Below are 19,206 nucleotides of genomic sequence, written 5' to 3' on the forward strand. Positions count from 1 at the left end.
CGCCCCTCCGCAGCTCACCACATGCCCTGAAGGACGAACCCGGCCTGCGTTCCCGTCGTGCTCGGTACCACCTGCACGCGCCCGCGGACCGGCGTCTCGTCGAAAATCCACTTCTCTGCAAGGAAGGAGCCCGCCGTCGCGATCCCGAACACCGCCCCAGTCGCCAGCGCCACGTTGCCGAGCGTGGCGAACAGATCCCGCTCCGCAACGTCGTCGCGGATCTCCACGCACGCCGAGGGCGCGTTCGGCCACCAGCATGTCGTCGGCGTCCAGCCTTGCCGGCGGAGCACCACCTCGCGCTCGGCGGCATCGTCATCAATCACATGGGCCCGCAGCAGGAACACCGTGCCGGCCGCCAGCGCGGCCGTCGCCAGCACCGCGCCCCCGATCCGCAGCTCCGTCAGGGGAAGCGCCTGCCGCGCCGCCGGAGGTGGCGACGGCGCTGCCGGCCGCGCCGGACCGGCGCCGGCCGCCACCGCCGCGGCGCGCTCCGGCGCGCGAGGCAGCTTCAGGGTCAGCGAGCTGGCCTTGCCCGCCTGCCCGTCGAACGCGCCCACCGCCTCGCTGTGGCCATCCAGCCGCGCCCGCACGGTGTGCTGCCCCGGCTCCAGGAACAGCTCGTACGTCGGCGCCCGGCGACCCAGCGCTTTGCCGTCCAGGAAGACCTCGGCGTCCGGTGGACTCACACCCAGGTAGAGCGTCACCACCCGGCTCTCGGCCTTCAACAATCCTTCTTCCGCGCGCTCCGCCAGCGGGCTGCGGAGCGCGCCGCGGTGTCTCAAGCTCTGCGCCAGGTGGTCTGCCGCGTCTCGATAGCTGCCCAGCGCGAGCTCGCACAGGCCGAGCTCCGCGGCGATCTCGGCGCGCTCCGCGTCGGTCGTCCACGCCGCGTCGGCCGCCTTCAGCGCCGCCTCGTACGCCGCCTCGGCCTCGGCCCATCGCCTGGCATCGCGCGCCTGCCGAGCACGGCGCAGCAGATCCTCCGCGGTCGACCTCTCATGCGACCCCGCAAGCCCATGGGGATCCTGCGCGCTCGCCACGCCCTCCAGCGCCACGACGACGCCGAGAAAGACGCACGGCAGGACGGAGAGGAGCGCATGGCGCACGCCACGCTGGATACTCCTGCATGCAAGCCCATGTCAACGCGCAGGGTCCCGTGACCGCCGAGCCGCCTCGTATATCCGCCTCGTGATCCAGTGAGCTCACGATGGTCAGAAATCGTCCTCAACCACGGGATGCACGAGAATTTCAGCAATGATGATGCAATGCGTGGCTCCGTTCGGAGGGCCTCGGGGACGGAACGAGCACCGCACCCACGACGGCTGCTGGACACCCGCTGAGATCCGCAGCCGGCGGAGGTGTGGCGGCGGAGGCGGAAATCTCACCGAGCCGCTGGTCCTCGCTTCGGGCCCGCCCACCGTAGAGCCACTCGCAGCGCCTCTTGCGAGGACTCGGTCGATTTCTTCGATTTTTTGACCGTCGAGCCGGGCTCGGATCGTCTGCTGGACCGTGGACCGACCAACGCCGACCTGCCCTGTACCCGCCCGCGTGAGATCGCTCATCAGCTACGTTGGCGTGCCCGAGAGGGACCGCGACGACGTCGCGCAAGACGCGATGGTGCGGCTCTGGGAGCGGCGGGAGCAGGCCCGATCGGCCAGGAACCCGAGCGCGTGGTGCGACAGCGTCGTCCTGAACACGGCCCGCGATCACCGGCGAGCGTCGCGCAGGCGCGAGGAGGCGCTCACGGGCCTCGACGAGGCGGCGCTCTGCGATGAGCGAGAGAGCCCCGAGGATCACGCCATCGCTCGCCAGGAGGCGGAGCTGGTGCGGCAGTTCATCGAGGAGATCGGCGAGCTGCGCCGCGAGGTGTTCATCGCGTGCGAGCTCCTGGAGCGGCCGATCGCCGACGTCGCTCGAGAGCAGGAGATCCCGCTGGAAACGGCACGAAGTCGGCTGCGCCGGGCCTGGGAGGAGTTCGAAGAGGCGGCGGCCCGCTGGGAAGCGAGGCAACGACGCCGCGGCGCTCGCCGGCTGCGCGCCGCGCTGTTCCCGCCCTGGCTCCTGGAGCGGTGTTCCTTTCGGCGAGGTCGTCCCGCGCGCTGGATAGCGCGAGGCTTCGCCGTCGCCTGCGCGGCGGCGCTCGGTGTGCTTGCCGTGGGCCCGGCGGAGCCCGTCGCGCTTCTCCGCCCCTGCATGGCCCCCCTGCTCTCCAGGAGGACGACCGGGCCGGCGACCGAAAAGACCGCGCGTAACCCCGCCGAGCCGGCGCGCGCGAGCGGCGCGCTGGGCGGGGCGGCGATGGCCCCTCCGGCGCTGGATGGGGCGGTGACGGCCCCTGCCGTCCCCGCCATGCCGACAGGCTGGCCAGCGGCGCAGCGCCCGAGGACCAGCTCCCGCGAGCAGGAGCTGATCGCCCGCGCACGGACGGCCATGGCGGCCGGTGATGCCGTGTCGCTCGTCGAGGCGCGACGCCTGCTGGAGGAGCACGGGCGGCGATTCCCGCGCGGTCGCCTGGCGGGTGAACGCGAGGCGCAGCTGGCCGGGCTCAGGTGATGACCGCGCCATAGGCATCGCTGCGCACACGACGTGCGCCTTCGTCACGGAGGCGGCGCTGGACCACCGTGGTTCGCGGCCTTCGTCGCAGGGGATTGAGCGCCTCCTGAAAGGGCGTCGCGCGCCGAGCGACGCCGGCAGAGGAGCGATCGTGTCCTCGCGCCGACGAGCGTTCGCGCGGAGCATTCACGTTTCACCTGGAGGCGAGTCATGGAGCTTCTGGCGCCGCCCTCGCGAGGGGCGATGACGCATTCCATCAGAACACACGTCTTCTCCGAGGAGTCCGCTCCTCCGGCGCGACACGACAGGACGGCTCGTTCGAGCGCATCCGGCGCGCCTCGCGCCGCGCAGCGGACGACGGCGCAGCCGGGACCTCGGAAGAACGAGGAGAAGCCTGCCGCGAGCCCGTCTCGGGCTCATGCGTTCCAATGCCTCTTTCAAGCAGAGACGATTCGGCGCGTTCGCCGGTGGCTCGCGCGGCTCCGTGTGCCCGAGCGCGATCGGCACGACCTGAGCCAGGACGTCTTCCTGGCGGCGGTCATGAGCTTCGGCAGCTATGACCCCTCGCGCGGCCCGATCGCGCGGTGGCTGAATGGCCTCGCGGTGAACCTGGCTGCGCGTTACCACGCGAAGGCTCCTCGGCGGAACGAGGTCATCATGGATCCCATGGAGCTGAGCGAGGGCGGCGGGAGCGCGACTGCCATCGAGCTCCTGCTCGCAGCGGAGCGGCAGCGCCTGATGAGATCACTCCTCCGGGAGCTGCCGTTCGAGCTGCGTTCGGTGCTGGTCCAGCGCGACCTCCACGAGATCCCCATGAGAGACATCGCCGAGGCGAGAGCGATGCCCCTCAGCACGGCGTACAAGCGGCGCACGCGAGCGCTCCGGGGCGCGCAGGAAGCGCTCGCGAGGCGCCTCGCTGCGGAGGAGGAGCGCACAACGAAGCCCCGGGCTCACGCGCGACCGGGGGCATGGTGAAGCAGCGAGAGAAAGAGCAGCCTCGCGAAACCGGACCCGATCACGGGCAGGCAGCTCGCGCAGCCTCGCGACCGGATCCGGTCGCCGGCAAGCAGCTGGCTACAGGCACGTGTTATCGACGACCACGCCGGTCTCCTGGAAGCGCAGGGTCCCCGGCTCCCCGTCGAGCGTGACGGTGATATCCATGTCGATGATGCACGGGATGCCTGTGTTCGGCTCAGCCTCCCACGACATCGTCCCGGTGGCCCCGGTCACGGCATACGTGCGCTCGTCGGCGGGCGGCATGCCCGGCCCGGTGCAATCGCCCATCTGATCGGTGAGCGCCACGTCCAGCACGCCCCAGAAGTCCTCCAGCTCGACCCCGGCATAGAGCGGATCGCTGTCGGCGAACGCCGCGATCGAGATCGCCAGACATCGATCTTCTCGCAGGTCGGCGTGGTGCACGTAGACACGGTCGTGATCGGCGATCACGTAATCTGCGCTTGCGCAAACCGTATCCCTCGACGCGTTCACCCCGGCCGCGTGTGCCATGCACTCATTGCAATAGGTGCGCTGATCGCACCCGCAGACCCCCTGACATTCGTCCGGACATTCCCCGACCCTCGGCCTCGACGTGCATTCGCCCTGCGCCTCTGCCGAGCACGTCGTGTCGGGCGTCGCGCAGTGCTCCGTCTCGCCGCAGGTCGCTCCCGCGCTCCCTCCGCAGGCGACCGGCGCAGCGCCTCCGCTTCCGCCTCCGCCGTCGCCGGTCGCACCGCCGCCAGCGCTGCTGCTCGTGCTGCCGCCCGCGCCGCCCGCTCCGATCGGGGACACGTTTTCATCATCGCCGCAGGCGGCGAGGAGCAGTCCGCACAGCACGGAGCCAAGGAGTTCACGTCTCATGAACGGACTATGCCATGACCGCTCGCCGGAGAGGAGCGGCCACGGCGCTGTCATGGCCCCGCCTATCCCCGAGGCGCCTGGCCCTCCGCGGGGGCGCCCCCGCGCCGCCGCCGGCGGAGCGCGCCGGCCAGCGCCAGCGCGATCGCCGCGAGCGGCGCTCCGAGCGAGCCGTGCGCGCCGGCCACGGTGCAGCCGCACCCGCTGTCCGCGCCGGAGCCGCCCGCGGCGGCCCCGCCCGAGCCGCCGCCGCCCGAGCCGCCGCCGGCACCGTTGCTGCTGCCAGCCGTGGCGCCGCTGCCGACCGGATCGGTGAGGCCGCCGCCCGCGCCGGAGTCCAGGCCCGCGCCCGTCGAGCCGCCGGTCCCGCTGGCCGCTGTCGTGCTCGTGTCCTCCACGCAGGCGCCGCCGGCGCAGGCCTGCCCGCTCGGGCACACCGCCCCAGCGCACGCGTCCACGCACGTGCCCGCGTCGCAGCGCTGGCCAGACGGGCACTCGACGCCAACGCAGGCCGACTCTCTGCAAAGCCCGCTCGCCTCCTCGCACGCGAGCCCGCTCGGGCACGGCGTGCACGGGCACTCGGGCTTGCACACGCCGCCGTCGCAGACCGTGCCCTCCTCGCACGTCACGGTGCTGCACGGGTCGACGCACACCCCGACCCGGCACACCGTCGGCGAGGGGCACTCCACTCCATCACAAGGCGCGCGGCACCGCCCGCCGACGCACACCTGGCCCGCGTCGCAGGCGACCTCGGCGCAGGCCGGCTCGACACAGAACCCCGCGGCATTACATGCCTTGTCCGAGGAGCACACGAACTCGCCCCTGCCGCACGCCTGCACGCACACGCCCCGGTCGCACACGTGCTCCGGCGGGCAGAGGTCGCCTTCGTCGGCGGTGCCGTTGCAATCGTTGTCGAGCCCGTCGCAGGTCTCCTGCGACGACGGCACGAGCCCCTGGCAGGTGAGCCCATCCGCCGCGCACTGGGTCACCCCTGGCGCGCACACGCCGGGCAGCCCGGTGTCGCACGGCTCGCCGCCGCCGGTGCAGGTGAGGCCGCTGAAGAAGTAGACATAATCGTTGTAGTCGCCATCGTTGTTGAAGTCGCCAGGCTTCGGGCCGACATCGCCATCCTCGAACGCGACGTAAAACGCGTTCGGCGTCACCGTCGAGGCATAGATGACGGCGGTGACCCAGGGCCCGGGCGTGGAGCAGCCCGTGCACACCTGATTCCAGCGCTGCTCGGAGTAGTGGGTCTGCGCGCCGATGAGGGCGAAGCCGATCTGCCCGCCCGCATAGGCTGGATTGCTCCGGATATCCGCGGCGGTGATGACGGTGCCGACCGAGGAGCCGGCGGGGACGATCTCGTGGATGTCGTCGATCGCCGGCGGCGCCGTGGCAGCGGGGTCGACGTTGTACCAGCCGACCCCGAGGCGAGAGCCTGTCTGCCGGAGCACCAGCTCCGCCGTGAAGCCGCAGAGCGGCGAGAACGTGGACGGCTCGGTGTTCCCATCGGCCTGGTAATCGAGCGCCTCCTCCCGGTTGGCGAACAGGGTGTAGAGCTGGACCTCGTTGTTCATCGAGTCCTGCGGCATGACGCTGCCGTTCGGCTGCGTGACCAGCGCGCTCGCGGGGAGCGACGAGAGGCCGATAAAGAGCGCTCCCGAAAGGCTCAAAGCGTATTTCATCACCTGGTGATACAGAGACGCGCGCCCCAGCGTCAACGGAAACATTCCGTGACAGCAGACAGGCGAAATGTCGGGCGCCCGCCTACAACACCGCTCCGGCCGGCCCGGGCGCTCAGGCGACGCTGCGCGCGGGCCCGGACGCGGGCGCGGCGCCGTAGGTGGCGCGATAGCGCTCGTACCGCTCGAGGAGCTCGCCCGTGGTCTTGGGCATCGGCACGCGCGCGCGCGTGATGTACGAGATCACGTTCTTGCCACGGACGATCAGCTCGACGCCCCGGGCCGCCTGCTCCCGCTCGTGAGGCGAGGCGTCGGCGCCGAGCAGCGGCTGGAAGCCGGCGAGCTTCTCCGCCGACACGACGAACGACGTCCAGACCTCGAAGATGTCGTCGTCGGTGCGCAGCGTCTCGCACTTGATCTTGGCCGCGTGCGCGAACTCGCGGGCCAGGCGGTCCAGCCCGCCGAACATCGGCGAGCCCGCGAAGGTGGCGATCATCGCGTCGCGAATGCCGTCGATCGCCCTCATGCTCTGGGCGATCTTGACATACCGGCTGTTGTAGAACGCCTCGATCGGGAACGAGAACGCCTTGAAGGGCTCGCCCCAGAGCTCGTCGAGCCCCTCCTCGCCGCTGCGGTGGAGCACCATCTTCCCGAGCGTCAGCGCCTCGAGGAGGTGCTCTCCGCACTCGCGCATCAGGGCATTGTCGGGCTCGATCGTGACCCCGAGCTCCTGGATCTCGACGAGCTTGGTGAAGATATCCGTCGCTCGATTGAAGATCGCGCCCGCGAGCATGGCGCCCTTGACGCGCTTCCGCTGCGGATCGGTCTCCGACTCGAAGGCGAGCCGCGCCTCGTCCAGCCGTTTCCCTGGGACGTTGATGCCGTGCTCGACGTGGTTGAACAGGCGCCGCGTCAGCGCCTCGATGAGGCGCTTCTTCGCGAGCAGCGTGTCGGCCGGCGCCTCGTAGGCCTTGATCCAGTAACCGTAGTAGTAGACCCGCAGCTGGCCGTCGATGATCTGCTTCTTCCCGAGCGGTATCGCGCTTTCCATGGCCCGCCTCCGATCGGCTGCCAGGCGGCGCCCCTGCGCGCGAGGCGCGCGGGGGAGCATGCCCGTGCGACAGCCGAGTAGCATGGGCGCAAGGCGGCCCGCAAGACGTGAGCGACGCGATCCGGCGGAGTTTTCCGCCGGAAACCGGGACTTAACCGACAGGAAAGACAGCGGCTCGCGGCGTCGCCGCGGCCGAGCGCCGGCCCGCGCGCCCGCCGACCTCGGGGGCTACTGCGCGCACCCCTCGAGCTCGGCCATCATGCGCCAGAACGCCATGGCCTTGTTCTCGCAGGCGCCCTGGGTCGTGTGGGTGTGCTCGTATTCCGCGTTGCCGGACGTCTCCACGTCGTAACGCGGGTGCTGCATCGGGATCTGGACGCCGTCCACCGTGATGGTGTGCCGCTCGCCGTCCGCGTGGACGTCGAGGTCCTCGAAGTCATAGAGGATCTTCCCATGCTCCCGGCAGAAATCGCGGATCTGCTGGTTGCGCTCCGCGCGGTTCACGCCGTTGTACTCCTCGTCACCGGGCCCCGTCATGTAGATGAAGGTCACCTCCGGGAACTCCTGCCCGAGCGCGTCGAGCACGTCGAGGTACCGCTGCACGTCCTCCTCGGTCTGCTCGGAGATCTCCGAGGACCACGCCCACATCGAGTACCGGATCTCCGGGTGCCCTCCGAGGATGGTGCGCACGTCGTCGATCCCGTCCTCGGTCGCCCAGTACTGCTCGCCCGGGATGAGGTCGGTGTCGATCATCCCGTCCCACATCAGGAAGGCGCCTTCCTGCTGCGGGACGTCGCAATACTCCGTCTCGAAGGCGTAGGTAGGGGTCTTCGCCTCGATGCTCTCGGCGCCGACGATGATCTGGAAGCCGTGCGAGCGGTGGGCGTAGTGGAAGACGAAGTCCCCCGACTTGAGCGCCTCGGTGCAGCTCGCCGGGATACCGTCCAGGCTCGCGTGGCGGTGGTCGAAGGTCCGCGCGTTCGCGGGATCGGGATTGGGATCGCCGCCGGACGCCGTCGTCACCCCGCCGCTCGAAGCCGACGCCGACGTCGACGCGCCGCCCGACCCGCTGGTCGCCCCGCCGCCCGACCCGCTGGTCGCCCCGCCGCCCGACCCCGCCGTGGTCGCCCCGCCGCCCGACCCGCTGGTCGCCCCGCCGCCCGTTCCAGTCTGGTCTGCCGGGCTGTCGTCTTCTCCACAGGCCAGCGCGCCGAGAGCGAGGGAGAGACCAGCTGCGATGATAGTTGAATTGCGAAATAATTTGTTCATTGCAGTGTGGATTCTAGACGGAGGCAAGGGGATCGCAATAGCTCTCGCGGGCGGTCTCGTGCTGCCGCGCGGGGGTTCGGAGGTCGGGGTGTCGTGGTTTCTTGCGACGCCGACGCCGACGCCGGCGCCGGCTCCGGCGGACCGCCGCGGAGGCCCGCGTGCTGCGCTGCGCAAGCAAGGCCCCGGCGCTCCGCTCACGAACGCGCGCCGACGTTGCGCGCGCAGCGTCCGCGCTCACCGTCGTCCCGAGCGCATCCCCCTCGCCGAACACCGCCGTTGTCAGGAACGTCACGCACCGGCGGCGCTCTCGACGCCCGCGTCGGACCCGGACCTGCCACGGCGATCCGGGGAGCCATCTCGTGGCCGTGTCGAGCCCGAGACGCCCGGAACGTGGCGCACAGAAGCATAATCCATCTGACATCTCCCGCCTCGTCGTGGCCGGCGCCTTTCCTATCCTGTACGCTCCCCTCGCCTCCCTCGGCTATCAGGAGGAAGCCATCACCATGCAGTTCGCTCCGGATTCCGTCGTAGGTGGGAAGTATCGTCTCGAACGACCTCTCTCGCACGGCGGGATGGGCTCGGTGTGGGTGGCACGACACGTCAACTTGGGCTCTCTCGTCGCGGTCAAGTTCATGGATCCGACCTATGCTGCGTCGTCGACGTTCCTCGCCCGCTTCGAGCGTGAAGCCAGGATTGCCGCGAGCCTTCAGAGCCCACACGTCGTCTACGTTCAGGACTTTGGCGTCGACGACGACACTCCGTACCTCGTGATGGAGCTGCTTCAGGGCGAGGACCTGGGCACGCGCCTCTTGCGCGTCGGCCGGCTCTCTCTCGTGGACGCCACCCTGATCCTCGTGCAGGCCGGCAAGGCCATCCGTCGAGCGCATGACGCCGGACTCGTCCACCGCGATCTCAAGCCTGCCAACCTGTTCCTCGTGCGCGTGGAGGGAGAGCAGGACGAGGTCGTCAAGATCCTCGACTTCGGCATCGTCAAGGACACCGGCGCAGCGCTGACGGAAGAGGTGACCCGCACCGGGGAGCTGCTCGGCTCGCCCCACTACATGAGCCCGGAGCAGGTCCGGGGCGAAAAGGACATCGACCAGCGCAGCGATCTCTGGTCGCTCGGGGTCATCCTCTTCTATGGCGTCACCGGCGAGCTGCCCTTTCAGGGGGCCCAGCTCGGCGCGGTGATCGCCAACATCCTGGTCGGTCAGGTGCCCAGCGCGTCCCTGATCGCGCCCGACCTGCCGCCGGAGATCGATGCCTTCTTCGCGCGGGCGCTGGCCCGCGAGCGGGCGGAGCGCTTCCAGTCGGTCGGAGAGATGATGGGCGAGCTCCGCCGTGTCGCGGGCATGGCGTCGCCATCGATTCCGGATCTGCAATGCCCCTGCTCCGGCGTGCCCAGCACCGCTCGACCGAGGCTCAGCGGGACGATAGCGCTCGACGCCAAGCTCGACGAGCCAGCGGCCGCGCCCCGCTCGGCGAGCCCCGGCACCCTGACCAGCGCCGGATCGACGTCGCAGGAGGCCCGACTTCAAAGGCCTCAGCGCGCGAGGCAGGCGATCGGCATCGCGATGGCGATGCTCGTCGGCGCCAGCGTCACCATCGCGCTCCGTCGGGGCGGATCGAGCGCCGGGGGCGAGGCGGGCGCGAAGGTCGCCTCGGCCGGCGCGCCTGCGTCGGAGGAGGTCGCCGCCAGCGCGTCGGCAGAGGTCGAGCGCTCCTCGGAGCCGCTGGAGAGCGTGACGCCCGCGGCGCCCCTTGCAGAGGCGACGGGCTCTGCTGCGGACGCCGCCGGCGAGACCGCGGCGCCACCGGCGCCCTCGACGTCCGCCACGGCAGCACGGCCACCGTCGAGCGCCACGCCCAGGACACCGCACACGGGTGTCCCCGCTCCTTCCAGGAGGCCGCCGAACCCGCCGACGACCGCGCCGGGGCACGACCGCGCGCCCATTCCGGAGGTGCCCTTCTAGCGCGGAGACCCCTTGTTGGCGTTTTTAGGGAGAAGAAAAATTGAACAGGGAGGCGGGGAGACGGGGAGAGTGATGGGATTTCGCTCCCCGTCTCCCCGACTCCCTGTGAATCCTCTCGAAAAAACCGAGGGGTTGCTTCAGCTCACCGACAACACACGTGTCAGCTCCGGGCGTTTCGCTGCCGGCGACGGAGCGTCAACAGCGCAAGGCCCATGGCGACGACCGCTGCGTACGAGCCCTTCGGCTTGGCATCGCCGGCGATGACGGCGCACCCGCCCGTTTCACCCGATTCATCTTCAGAATCTGAGCCCGCGCCGGTGGTGGCGCTGTCCGCAGCGCCGCTCGTGCCGCTCGTGCCGCTCGCGCCGCTCGTGCTGCTCGGGTCGCTGCCGCCCGTCGTGGTGACCTCGCCGCCGCCAGCCGGCTGCCCGCCAGAGCCGACGGTCACGCCCTCACCGGTGCTTCCGCCGTCCCCCGAGGCGCCGCCGCTCCCCGCAGCAGGCCCGGCGCCGCCGACGTTCTGATCACCCCCGGAGCCGTCGCCCGCGCCACCCGTGCCGCCGCTTCCGGCAGCCTCGGAACAGTCGGTCTCAGGATCGGCGCCACCGGCCTTGTCGAGCCCGAAGAACGCGAGGATGGCGTCGGCCTCGTACGGCATGGAGTGCGCGCCGTTTCTCCCTGACCAGGCCTCGAACACCGTCTGGCCACACTCGTTCTTCCAGAACTGGCGATCATAGGTGGTCCCGCCCGACGTGATCATGTCGGTCGAGGTCGGGGTCTCGCTCAGCTCGAGGACGTTCGTCCATTCCTTGATCGCCTCGGCCTGGTTCTTGTAGTTGATCGTCGCGTCCGCCGTGCCGTGGAAGATCTGGAGGCGCGGGCGATGCCCCGTGTACCCAGGAAACATCCCGCGGACCTGGTCTCCCCATTGCTGCGCCGATTTGCTCGTCCTGCCCCCCGCGCAGTTGTTGCTCCATTGCTGGCCCCCGTCGAAGCCGTCCGCCCAGCACCCGGCTGCCACCCCCGCCCTCGCCGCGCCGGCCCGGAAGATGTCCGGGTACACCGCCAGCATGGCTTGCGTCATCATCGCTCCGGACGAGCCGCCCATCACGTAGACGCGCTTCGGGTCGCCTTTGTACTTCTCGAGCGTGTACTTCACCATCTGAGCGACGGCCTGCGTGTCGCCGCCGCCGTCGTGGGTCAGCGATTTCGTCGTGCCCACGTCCCAGCAGTTCCGGCCGGTGGCCTCCGGAAGGATGATGATGAAGCCGTTCTTGTCGGCGCCCGCTTTGACACCCGAGATGCTGTTGAAGAACGAGCTCACCGGCGTGCTGCACGAGTGGCAGCCCACCACGATGGGCGGATTCTCGGCCAGCTTGTCGGGCACGTAGATGTTCATGTTGACGTAGCTCGGGACGCCGTTCGCTCCCCACGTCGTCCGGCTCACCGCCTGCACCGACGCCGCGTACACCGGCATGGCCGCGAACAGCCCCAGAGAGAACGACGCGACCACGAAAACGCGATTCTGAAATCGACGCATATTCGATTACCTCTAAAGCTGACGTCGCCGACGATGGCGCGCGATCGGCGCGCGGATGCTATCGGCACAGGAACTTGGGCGCAAGCCGCTTTGGGTTCTTCCAGTCCGCGAAAATTGAACCAAGACCTCGCGCATCATGGCGCCTTCTCGCGCTGTGAATGGCCGTAAACCCGGAGCTCACCCCTTCACGCCGGGCGGGCCGCCTTTCGACCTCGCTGCCGCGCACCGCTCTGCATAGACGGCCGGTGTGAAGCCGACCTGGGCCTTGAATTCCCGGATCAGGTGCGCTTGATCATGATACCCGAGCTCTTGCGCGAGCGCCGCCCACGCGACGGACGCGCCCGTGGCCACGCGCTCCGCGGCCTCCTGCACGCGTGACCGCCGGATGATCCACTTGGGCCCGACGCCGATGTACCGCTCGAACGCGCGGTGCAGCGTGCGCACCGAGACGCCCGCGATCCGGGCGAGATCCTCGGCGCGGTGGATGTCGCGGTCTTTCTGCGCGCGGACGGCGAGCGCCATCGCCTCGTCGAGCCCGGCGTCCTCCGGGCCCTTGCGCGCGCGCAGGAGCTCCTCCACCGCGCGGATCGCGACGGCGTCGTCCGGCTGGTCGAGCGCGGCGCGCTCGAGCGGCCCGGCCGCGCCGCCGAAGATCTCGGCGAGGGGGACGACGCTGTCGACCAGCCGGCGCATGGGGAGGGGCGCGAACGGGAAGAAGCCCCCCGGCTTGAACTTCGTCGCGACGACGCGCCCCGTGCCCTCGATCCGGACGACCTCGCGCCGGGTCCCGATGCCGTGCACCGCCGAGCCCGGCGCCTCGATGGCCAGGTTGACGCAGGGGTGCGGCAAGAGCTCCTGCTCGAACGGCGCGGTGAGCGACCAGCGGACGATCCAGTGCCAGTCGACGAGCCTGGCCAGGTCCGGCGCGGGCGCGTGCCGGTGCAGCTCGAAGCGCTGGAGGCCGGCGGCCGGGTTCAGGATGCCGCGGGTGGGGTCCTCGGGGGTGATGCTCTGGCTCATGATCGCGCTTGGCGCTCTTTTACAATACCGGGCCTGGCCCGGGCAGTAACGTCCGCCCCGGAGGCAGCAACATGGCTGATTCGACCACGACCCCGAGGGGCAACCTCGTCTTGTTCCATTCACCGAACTCGCGCTCGACGACCACGCGCATCCTGCTCGAGGAGCTGGGCGCGCCCCACGAGCTCCGCGTGCTGAACATGAAGGCCGGGGAGCAGCGCAAGGCCCCTTACCTCGCCGTGAACCCGCTCGCGAAGGTGCCCGCGATCCTGCACGACGGCGCGCTCGTCACCGAGCAGGTCGCGATCGTCATCCACCTCGCCGATCTCTTCCCGGAGGCCGGCCTGGCCCCGGCCATCAGGGATCCGCTGCGCGGGCCGTACCTCCGGTGGATCGCGTACTACGGGTCGAGCTTCGAGCCGGCCGTCGTCGATCGGGCGATGAAGCGCGATCCGGCGCCGCCGTCGATGTCTCCGTACGGAGATTTCGATACGATGTTCGGCGTGGTGGCAGAGGCGCTCCGGAAGGGGCCGTACCTGCTCGGCGATCGATTCTCGGCGGCCGACGTCCTCTGGGGCAAGGCGCTGGACTGGATGGTGAAGTTCAAGCTGGTGCCCGAGCTGCCGGAGGTGAAGGACTACGTCGCGCGGGTGTGCAGCCGCCCGGCGTTCGAGCGGATCGCGGCGAAGGACGCAGAGCTCGCCGCGGCGCACGAGGCCGCGGCCGCAGCGGAGGCGCGGGCGAGCTGATCGCCGCCCGGCACGCCGTCTACTCCGGCTGCCCACCCAGCTGCTTCACCGCCCTCGATCCCGCCTCGATCCCGCGCCGCAGGCACTCCGCCTCGCGCGCGCCCTGGAGCTCCGCGGTGATGAACCCGGCCGCGAACGCATCGCCGGCCCCGGTCGTGTCCACCACCTCGACCCGAGGCGCCGGCTCGTCGAGGCGCACGCCCTGCCGTCCGCCCACCGCCGCGCCCCGCGCGCCACGCTTGATGATCACCCGCTCGAAATAGGCGCCCAGCGCGATCATCTGCGCTGTGAGGTCACCCGTGCCCGAGAGCGCCTCTGCCTCGTCGGCGTTGGCGAGCAGCGTCGACATCCCTCGTGTCCACTCAAGGAAGCTCCCGACCCCCACCTCCCGCAGAAAGCCCACGGACGCGGCGTCGAGGGCGATCGGGACGCCGCGGCGCCGCGCCTCTTCGGCGAGCCGCAGCACGGCCCCCCGAGGCCCTTCGGCAAAGAGCGAGTAACCCGAGAGGAGCACCAGCCGCGTCTCGTCCAGGAGCCCCGCCGGCATGTCCGAAGGCTCGAGCGCGAGGTTCGCCCCACGGTCGGTAAGGAAGCTCCGCTCCCCGTCGGCGTCGACGAGGATGACCAGCACGCCCGACGGACACTGCGGGTCGGCCGCGAGGATCGGGTCGACATGGAAGCCCTTGAAATAGGCTTCAAAATGCTGCTTGTCCCTGGCTCCGACCCGGGCGACGAACGACACCTTCGCTCCCATCGAGCCGAGCCACACCGCCTGGTTGGCCCCCGAGCCTCCGGGGCGGCTCTCGATCTTGGCGCGCCGGTCCGAGCCGCGCACCAGCGGCCCCTCGGGGCGGACGATCACGTCCGTCATCACGTCGCCCACGACGAGCACGCGGCCGGCCGCGCTCATGCCTTGGCCTTCGACCTCGGCTTCGACTTGCGCTTGGCCCCGAGCTCGCTCATCGCCACAGCGATCTCCGCCGCCACCGCCGCGTTGTTCTCGACCAGCGCGATGTTCGCGATGAGGCTCTTGCCCTCGGTGAGCTCGAAGATGCGCTTCAAGAGGAACGGCGTCAGGTCCTTCCGGCTCACCCCCTCTGCCTCGGCGCACCGGATCGCCTCCTCGATCCGCGCCTCGATCGCCGTGGCGTCCATTGCATGGCTCTCGGGGATCGGGTTGGCGACCAGGACCCCGCCCATGCCGAGCTCGAACTGCAGAGCGATGACCCTGGCCGCTTCCTTGGCGCTGTCGATCCTGTGGTCCACCTTCTGCCCGCTCTGCCGCGCCCAGAAGGCCGGGAAATCCTCTGTCTTGTAGCCGAGGACCGGCACGCCATGGGTCTCCAGCGTCTCCAGCGTCTTGGGGATATCGAGGATCGATTTGGCCCCCGCGCAGACCACCGCCACCTGCGTCCGACTCAGCTCCTCGAGGTCGGCGGAGATGTCGAAGGTCGTCTCCGCCCCGCGATGCACGCCGCCGATGCCTCCCGTGGCGAACACCTGGATACCGGCCCAGGCCGCCGCCATCATCGTGGTCGCCACGGTCGTTCCGGCCAGCCCGCCAAGGACCAGGAGCGCCGCCACGTCGCGCCGCGAGGCCTTGGCCACCTTGCCGCCCCCCCTGGCCAGCCGCTCGAGCTCTTCCCCCTTCACCCCCACCCTGAGCTTGCCGTCCATGATGGCGATCGTCGCCGGCACGGCGCCGTTCCGGCGGACTACCGCCTCCACGCGCTGCACCATCTCGAGGTTCTGCGGATACGGCATGCCGTGCGTGATGATGGTCGACTCCAGCGCGACCACCGGCCGGCCGCCAGCCAGCGCTTTCTTGACCTCGGGCGAGATGGAGAGGTGGTCCTTGACCGACACGCGGGGATCCTTCGGTTGAGAGGGTCTGGCGCGTATATCGCGTCCGCGGCGCAGCGAACACCGCTATACTCGGGCGCCGCGAAGCCCATGAGCGCCCCGGTGAGCCTCGGAGACGTCGTCGCCGGCAGATACCGCGTCGAGCGCCTGCTCGGCCAGGGCGGGATGGGCGTGGTGGTGGCCGCCCGCCACCTGCACCTCGGCAACCAGGTCGCGCTCAAGCTGCTGCGCCGGGACGCGGTGGTCGACGCCGCGGCGCGGGAGCGCTTCCTGCGCGAAGGACGGGCGGCGGCGGCGCTGCGCGGCGAGCATGTCGCCCGCATCTTCGATCTCGGCTTCCTCGACGCCGGGGATCCATTCCTGGTCTTCGAGCTGCTCGAGGGCTGCGATCTCGGCGCGCTGCTGCGGGCGCAGGGGCCGCCTCCGATCGAGGTCGCCGTGGGGTACGTGCTGCAGGCCTGCGAGGGGCTGGCGGAGGCGCACGCGCGCGGGATCGTGCACCGCGACCTGAAGCCCGGGAACCTGTTCCTGGCGCGGCGGGCCGACGGCTCGCAGCGCGTGAAGGTGATCGATTTCGGGATCGCGAAGCACACGCTCGCGGACGCCGGGGAGCAGCTCACGAGCACGTTCGCGGTGCTGGGCACCGCCCTCTACATGGCCCCCGAGCAGATGCGCTCGGCGCGCGCCGCCGACGCCCGCTCGGACATCTGGGCGCTGGGCGCCGTGCTCTACCGGCTGCTCAGCGGGGCGCCGCCCTTCCCCGGGGAGTCGCTGCTCGACGTCTGCGCGGCCATCCAGCGCGGTCCGGCGCCGCTCGCCGCGGCCCGCCCCGGCACCCCGCCGGCGCTGGAGGCCGCCGTGCTGCATTGCCTCCGGCAGGACCCGGCGGAGCGCCCCGCCGACGTGGCCGCGCTCGCCGCCGCGCTGGCGCCGTTCGCGCCGCACGAGGGGCAGGCCGCCGAGCGCGCCGCCCGCACGCTGCGGGGCGGCGGCGGCCCAGCGCCGGCGGCGCCGCCCGCGCCGCGCGGTCAGCCCTCGGGGGAGCCTGCGGCGGCGCTTCCCGAGATGGCGAGCGCGCTGGCCGCGCCGCCGCTCGCCGATCGCTCGCTCGACGCAACCTCCGGCTCCGCCACAGGCGCAGCGCCGACGGTCTCCCGGGCAAACGCCCCTCCGGCGCGCACCGTCTCCCGCGCCGAGACCCCCGAGATCAAGGTGCACCCGCCGCTCATCGCCCGGCAAGCGGCGCTGGCGGCGCTGGCGGGCGCCGCGGATCGGATCGCCGGCGGGGCGCGCTTCGTGGTGATCACCGGCCCGCTCGGTATCGGCCGCACGCGCGTGCTCCAGGCCGGGATCGAGGCGGCCGGGCTGCCGGCCGAGCGCGTGCTGCGCGGGAGCTGCTCGCCCGAGCGGCGGAGCCCGCTGCGGCCGCTGCGCCGCGCCATCGACACGCTGCCGCCCGGCGGCCGCGCGGCCCTCGCCCAGCTCTCCGACGCCGTGGATCGCGCGCTCGCGCCGGCCGCGCTGCCCAGCGCCGGCGACGCGGACAGCGCGCTCGAGGGGGTCGAGGCGGCGCTGCTCCGCGCCGCCGCCGAGCCGCTGCTGCTCGCGCTCGACGACCTCCAGTGGGCCGACCCGACGACGCTGCGCCTGCTCTCGCTGCTCGCCGAGCAGGCCGCGGGCGGCGATCCCGCGCGGCTGCTCGTGCTCACGGCGGCCCGCAACGAGCCGAGCCCGTCCCCGAAGCTGCGGGCCTTGCTCGGGGCCGTGCGCTCCAGGATACGGCCCGGGATCAAGCACCTCGCGCTGGAGCGGCTGGACGAGGCCGACTCCGAGCGGCTGGCGCACGCCATCGCGCCGCTCTCCCCGGAGCTCGCGCAGACGGTGGCGCGGGGCTCCGGCGGCGTGCCCTTCTTCGCGGTGCACGCGCTCCTGGCCTGGCGCGAGACGGGCGCCATCACGTGGCAGGACGGCGTGCTGCAGGCGGCCTCCGGGCGGGCGCTCCACGAGCAGGTGCCCGGCGTCGCGGAGCTGGTCGAGGACCGCCTCGCGAGCTACTTCGAGCCGGGCAGCGACGCCGAGCGCGCGGGGCTGCGCGCCCTGGCCGCGATCGCCCTGTACGGCGGCGGCCTCGGCTTCGAGGTCCTCTACCGCGTGGTGGCCAGCGACGAGCTGCTCGAGAGCGCCGTGCACGCCTGGGTCGAGGCGGGAATGCTCACCGTGTCGGGGGAGCCGCCGGAGATCGGCTTCGGGCAGGAGATGGTGCGGCAGGCGGTGCTCGGCGTGGCGCGCAAGCGCCCCTGGTTCCCGCGCCTGCACCGGGCGCTGCTCGACGCCATCGCCGCGGGGCCGGGCGCCGCCGCGGACGCGGCGTTCCTGGCCGCCGGCTACGAGAAGCTCGGCGCCGTCGAGCCGGCGCGGGCCTGGCTGCGGCGGGCCATGGATGCGGCCTTCGCGGCCGGGCTCTTCGAGGAAGCCGCCGGGCTCGGCGATCGGCTGGCGGCGCTGGCCGGCGATCCCGGCGAGCGCGCCGCGATCGAGCTCGACATCGTGCGCGTCCTCTTGCGAGGGCGCGCCTTCGAGGACGCGAGGCAGCGGCTGGAGCGGCCGGGGGCGAGCGCGAGCGCCCTCGCTCCGGCGAGCGCCGCGGGCCTGCGGCGGCGCATCTACCGGCTGGAGGTGGCCCGCGGGCTGCACGAGGCGTGCGCCGGCGACGGCTCGCTCCTGGCCGACGCCGACGCGCTCGGCGACGAGCGGCTGCGCTGCGAGGCGCGGATGGCCCTCGCCGGGGTGACGCGCGGGCCTCGCGCCATGGCGCTCGCCGGGGAGGCGGTCGAGCTGGCGGTGCGCTGCGGCCCCGGCCTGGAGCTGCCGGCGCGCGTGCTGCGGTTCGAGCTCGACTACGAGGCGGATCGCTGCGACCTCGAGCTGGCGGACGCCGATCTGAAGCGCGCGCTCGAGCTCTCGGCGGCCAGCGCCTCGGTGTGGCGGCAGATCGAGATCGACGGCGATCTCGCGGTGGTCGAGGCCGAGCTGGGGCAGCTCGCGGCGGCCATCGAGCGGCTCTACGGGCTCGCGGCGCGGGCCGAGCGCTACGGCATGCGGGCGCAGCGCCGGCTGCTCCTGCAGAACCTGGCGGCCTTCCTGCTGCGCGCCGGCCGCGCGGCCGAGGCGGCGGAGGTGGCGGGGCGCTCCGCGGCGCTGGCGACCGAGGCCGGCGATCCGGCGCTGCGCGGCGTGGCGCTGTCACTGAGGGCGGAGGCGCTGCGGCGCTGCGGCGACGCGGGCGCGGCGCTGCGCTGCGCCGACGAGGCGGTCGGGCTGCAGGAGAAGCGCGGCGACGCGATGCTCTCGCTGACCTTGCTCCGGCGCGCCGAGCTGCTCGCCGGCATGGGCCGCAGCGCCGAGGCGCTGGCGGACGCGCGGGCCGCGCGCCGCGTGGCCGAGCAGCACCGCGAGCGCGACCGCGTGCTCTGCGCCGATCTCTGGGAGGCGCTGCACCTGGCCCGGCGCGGCGCCGCGCCGCCCGAGGAGGTGGCGCGGGCGCTCGCCGAGGCGCAGGCCGCGGACGTGACGCTGCGCGAGCTCACGCTGAAGCTGATGGAAGAGGCGCGGGCGTGGCTGGAGCAGCGTCCGACGCCTGCCGCCTCGGGCTGAG

General features: G+C 71.8%; 14 protein-coding genes. 5 read left to right on the forward strand and 9 right to left on the reverse strand.

What is annotated here, in order from left to right; all coding sequences use genetic code 11:
- Window positions 1-14: 14 nt before the first annotated feature.
- Window positions 15-1,106 carry a PEGA domain-containing protein gene (locus WMF11_RS37235; RefSeq protein ID WP_437974132.1) on the reverse strand — a complete coding sequence of 364 codons (1,092 nt, stop codon included), beginning with the start codon at window positions 1,104-1,106 and terminating at the stop codon, window positions 15-17.
- Window positions 1,107-1,548: 442 nt separating this feature from the next.
- Between WMF11_RS37235 and WMF11_RS37240 the strand changes: the two genes are divergently transcribed.
- Entirely contained in the window at window positions 1,549-2,553 is a 1,005-nt protein-coding gene (locus tag WMF11_RS37240) for a sigma-70 family RNA polymerase sigma factor (RefSeq protein ID WP_437974133.1), read from the forward strand.
- Window positions 2,554-2,796: 243 nt separating this feature from the next.
- Window positions 2,797-3,528, forward strand: a complete 732-nt coding sequence (locus WMF11_RS37245) for an RNA polymerase sigma factor (protein WP_437974134.1) — start codon at window positions 2,797-2,799, stop codon at window positions 3,526-3,528.
- Between the two features lie 99 nt (window positions 3,529-3,627).
- Here the strand turns inward: WMF11_RS37245 and WMF11_RS37250 are convergent, their stop codons facing one another.
- The 4 genes from WMF11_RS37250 to WMF11_RS37265 all read right to left on the reverse strand — a co-directional run bounded on the left by WMF11_RS37250 (window position 3,628) and on the right by WMF11_RS37265 (window position 8,163).
- Window positions 3,628-4,341 carry a hypothetical protein gene (locus WMF11_RS37250; protein WP_437974135.1) on the reverse strand — a complete coding sequence of 238 codons (714 nt, stop codon included), beginning with the start codon at window positions 4,339-4,341 and terminating at the stop codon, window positions 3,628-3,630.
- 131 nt (window positions 4,342-4,472) lie between these two features.
- On the reverse strand, window positions 4,473-6,137 hold the full coding sequence (locus WMF11_RS37255; RefSeq protein WP_437974136.1) for an MYXO-CTERM sorting domain-containing protein: 1,665 nt from the start codon (window positions 6,135-6,137) through the stop codon (window positions 4,473-4,475).
- A gap of 67 nt (window positions 6,138-6,204) precedes the next feature.
- Window positions 6,205-7,140 (reverse strand): hypothetical protein, encoded by a 936-nt coding sequence (locus WMF11_RS37260; protein ID WP_437974137.1) that lies wholly within the window; start codon window positions 7,138-7,140, stop codon window positions 6,205-6,207.
- A 228-nt stretch (window positions 7,141-7,368) separates the two neighbouring features.
- On the reverse strand, window positions 7,369-8,163 hold the full coding sequence (locus tag WMF11_RS37265; protein ID WP_437974138.1) for a hypothetical protein: 795 nt from the start codon (window positions 8,161-8,163) through the stop codon (window positions 7,369-7,371).
- 749 nt (window positions 8,164-8,912) lie between these two features.
- Between WMF11_RS37265 and WMF11_RS37270 the strand changes: the two genes are divergently transcribed.
- Entirely contained in the window at window positions 8,913-10,382 is a 1,470-nt protein-coding gene (locus tag WMF11_RS37270) for a protein kinase domain-containing protein (protein ID WP_437974139.1), read from the forward strand.
- A gap of 160 nt (window positions 10,383-10,542) precedes the next feature.
- On the opposite strand, the gene WMF11_RS37275 is transcribed toward WMF11_RS37270, so the two are convergent.
- Together WMF11_RS37275 and WMF11_RS37280 are read right to left on the reverse strand one after the other, a co-directional pair.
- Window positions 10,543-11,922: an extracellular catalytic domain type 1 short-chain-length polyhydroxyalkanoate depolymerase gene (locus WMF11_RS37275; protein WP_437974140.1), complete on the reverse strand. Its 1,380-nt coding sequence runs from the start codon at window positions 11,920-11,922 to the stop codon at window positions 10,543-10,545.
- A gap of 177 nt (window positions 11,923-12,099) precedes the next feature.
- Window positions 12,100-12,942, reverse strand: coding sequence for a DUF6597 domain-containing transcriptional factor (locus WMF11_RS37280; protein WP_437974141.1), 843 nt, complete (start codon window positions 12,940-12,942; stop codon window positions 12,100-12,102).
- 71 nt (window positions 12,943-13,013) lie between these two features.
- Between WMF11_RS37280 and WMF11_RS37285 the strand changes: the two genes are divergently transcribed.
- Complete coding sequence (locus WMF11_RS37285; RefSeq protein ID WP_437903936.1) at window positions 13,014-13,688, forward strand: glutathione S-transferase family protein; 675 nt, start codon at window positions 13,014-13,016, stop codon at window positions 13,686-13,688.
- Window positions 13,689-13,707: 19 nt separating this feature from the next.
- Here WMF11_RS37285 and WMF11_RS37290 read toward each other — a convergent pair whose 3' ends face one another.
- Together WMF11_RS37290 and WMF11_RS37295 are read right to left on the reverse strand one after the other, a co-directional pair.
- Window positions 13,708-14,598 carry a carbohydrate kinase family protein gene (locus WMF11_RS37290; protein WP_437974142.1) on the reverse strand — a complete coding sequence of 297 codons (891 nt, stop codon included), beginning with the start codon at window positions 14,596-14,598 and terminating at the stop codon, window positions 13,708-13,710.
- Window positions 14,595-15,554, reverse strand: coding sequence for a pseudouridine-5'-phosphate glycosidase (locus WMF11_RS37295; protein WP_437974143.1), 960 nt, complete (start codon window positions 15,552-15,554; stop codon window positions 14,595-14,597). The genes WMF11_RS37290 and WMF11_RS37295 overlap by 4 nt, the downstream gene beginning before the upstream one ends.
- A gap of 99 nt (window positions 15,555-15,653) precedes the next feature.
- On the opposite strand from WMF11_RS37295, the gene WMF11_RS37300 reads away from it, so the two are divergent.
- On the forward strand, window positions 15,654-19,205 hold the full coding sequence (locus WMF11_RS37300) for a protein kinase domain-containing protein (RefSeq protein ID WP_437974144.1): 3,552 nt from the start codon (window positions 15,654-15,656) through the stop codon (window positions 19,203-19,205).
- Window position 19,206 lies beyond the last annotated feature (1 nt).

Source organism: Sorangium sp. So ce295 (genome assembly GCF_051527405.1).
GTDB lineage: Bacteria > Myxococcota_A > Polyangia > Polyangiales > Polyangiaceae > Sorangium > Sorangium cellulosum_B.